The organism is Mycobacterium sp. E136 (assembly GCF_001666865.1).
Lineage (GTDB): Bacteria > Actinomycetota > Actinomycetes > Mycobacteriales > Mycobacteriaceae > Mycobacterium.
Genome location: NZ_LZJE01000269.1, coordinates 1 through 2,527 on the forward strand (window position 1 = coordinate 1; position 2,527 = coordinate 2,527).

The 2,527-nt window shown below is 64.6% G+C and carries 3 protein-coding genes; 1 reads left to right on the forward strand and 2 read right to left on the reverse strand.

What is annotated here, in order from left to right; translation table 11 throughout:
- Window positions 1-728 (reverse strand): cytochrome P450 family protein (locus A5698_RS17965; protein ID WP_197506820.1); only part of this gene is annotated, 728 nt, incomplete at its 3' end.
- A 91-nt stretch (window positions 729-819) separates the two neighbouring features.
- On the reverse strand, window positions 820-1,602 hold the full coding sequence (locus A5698_RS17970; RefSeq protein ID WP_068299671.1) for a coniferyl-alcohol dehydrogenase: 783 nt from the start codon (window positions 1,600-1,602) through the stop codon (window positions 820-822).
- Between the two features lie 171 nt (window positions 1,603-1,773).
- On the opposite strand from A5698_RS17970, the gene A5698_RS17975 reads away from it, so the two are divergent.
- Window positions 1,774-2,527 (forward strand): aldehyde dehydrogenase family protein (locus A5698_RS17975; RefSeq protein ID WP_197506821.1); only part of this gene is annotated, 754 nt, incomplete at its 3' end.

The window sequence follows — 2,527 nt, forward strand, 5'->3', positions numbered from 1 at the left end:
GTTTCCAGGCCGGCGGGGAGCAGCAACCGCAGGAACGAGTAGATCGACTCGTCGCTGAGTCTCTCGCCGTCGATCTCAGCGCTGACCAAATCACCGATGATGTCCTCGGTCGGCTTGGATCTGCGCTTGTCGATCTGCGTCATGAAGTAATCCTTCAGGGCCGCGGACGCCTCGAACGCGCGCTTGTACCTGACGTGATAGCTGATCAACTCGACCGCCCGCTTGCGGAACCACGGGAGGTCCTCCTCGGGTAGGCCGAGCAGCTTGGAGATGACGCGGGTGGGGAACTCGAACGTGAAATCGCGCACCAGGTCGGCTTGCCCGTCGTCGATGAACTCGTCGATCAGTGCCGTGACCACCGGACGGACCACCTCGGGTTCCCAGCGCGACAATGACTTCGACTTGAACGCCGACGACACGAGGTTGCGGTGGTCCCAGTGCTTCTTGCCCTCCATCGCCAGGATGGTCGGACCGATGAACAGGCCGATGGTGTTGTCGTAGATGTGCGAGTTGAACACCCTGCCGTCGCGGAAAACACGGTTGACGGCGTCGAAAGACACTGCCGCATAGAGGTTTTCCGGCATGGCTTCGGGGGCCTGAGACCAGTCCATGACGCTGCCGAGAAACACGCCGCTGGTTTCGCGGCGCTTCTGTGCGAACAGGGGATAGGGGTCGCGCAGCAGGTCGAAGGTCTCGTCGACCGTGACATCCTGTACGGGGCTATCCACGGCTGATCTCCCTCGTCTGGTCCGGACACGTAACCCGCATGGGTACTGTAAAGCTTACAGTATAGGTCTACGTATCGATAGATGCTGGAGTTCAGAGCTGGACGGGTGCGCCTGCGAGCATCGAATTGATGAAGCCGGCGTCGACCTGAATGTCCTGGCCGGTGATCCAACGCGCCTCCGGCGACCCGAGGAACGAGATCACCGGCGCGATGTCGTCGACCGAGGCATGCCGGCCGACGGTGGCCTTGCACATGTCCAGGACGTCCTTGCCCATGGTCTGCTCGAAGTCGGTGAGGATCGGCGTCTCGACCGGGCCGGGGCTGACGGTGTTGACGCGCACCCCGTATTTGGTCCATGCCGGGCCGGCGAGGCGTTTCGCATAGAGGATCACCGCCTGCTTGGACGTGCTGTACACGGGATAGTCGGGATCCTGCTCGGACTGCCAGCGCTCGACGGCGTTGGCATCGGTGAGCTCGAGCAGCCCGTTCAGGGTGTCGATGCGCTGGTCCCAGCCGAGGGCGGCGGTGGAGGCGACGGCGACGATCGATCCGCCCTCGCGCAACCGGGGCAGCATGCCTTCGGCGACCAGCCGCATGCCGAGGTAGTTGACCTTCAGTACGTCGGCGGGTGGTGCGGTTCCCGGAACGCCCGCGACATGCGCCAGCATGTCCCAGCCCGGCCCGATCGATTCGAGCAGGCGCTTGATGGAATCGGCGTCACGCAGATCGCATCGGGCGTATTCGGAAGCGGGCGTTCGGTGGTCGCGCACATCGACCGCGAGGACGTGATCGCCGTGCGCGTGGAAATGTGCCGCGACGGCGGCCCCGATGCCCGATCCTGCACCGACGACCACGATCTTGCGCTTACCGGTCATCTCGTCTATTCCCTTCGCGCCCGTGTGCACTCGGCGTACCATTCGAATGGCCGACTGTAAGCACGACAGTAAACAATTCGGGTCCCGCAGACAATCACTTCCGAAGATGGTGGTGCGATGAGCGAGAGCACGATTCAGGTGGGCGCGGAGGACCGCACGGCGCGGGCGGAGATGCTGGCCGTTCTCGAAGGGCAGCGGCGTGCGTTCCTGGCCGACGGCCCGCCGAGCGTCGCCGAACGGCGCCGTCGTATCGATCGGTTGCTGTCCCTCGTGCTGGACAACGCCGACGAGTTCGTCGACGCGATGGCGGCCGACTATGGAACCCGGCCCAAGGCCGGGTCGCTGTTCACCGAGATACTCGGCATGATCTCGGTCATCGAGCACACCAGATCACATGTGGCGCAGTGGATGCGGGCGACAAAGTTGATGCGCGCCGGTCGGATGTTCGGTATGCGGGCCGAGGTCGAGCCGTCACCGCTCGGTGTCATCGGAATCATCGGCCCGTGGAACTTTCCGCTGAACCTCGTCGTGCTACCGGCCGCGGCGGCCTTCGCCGCGGGCAACCGGGTGATGATCAAGATGTCGGAGATCACGCCGCGCACCGCCGAACTGCTGAAGACGTTGGCGCACAGGTACTTCGACGCGGCTGAGCTCGACGTGGTCACCGGCGGACCGGAGGTGGCGGCGGAGTTCTCGTCACTTCCGTTCGACCACCTGTTCTTCACCGGTTCACCCTCGGTCGGCGCGCTGGTGCAGCGGGCGGCCTCGGAGAACCTGGTGCCCGTGACGCTCGAACTCGGCGGCAAGAATCCGGCGGTGATCGCGCGGGATGCGGACCTGTCCCGGTCCGCCGCCCGCGTTGCCCGATCGCGGATGATCAACGGAGGACAAGTCTGTGTCTGCCCCGACTACGTCTTCGTGCCCG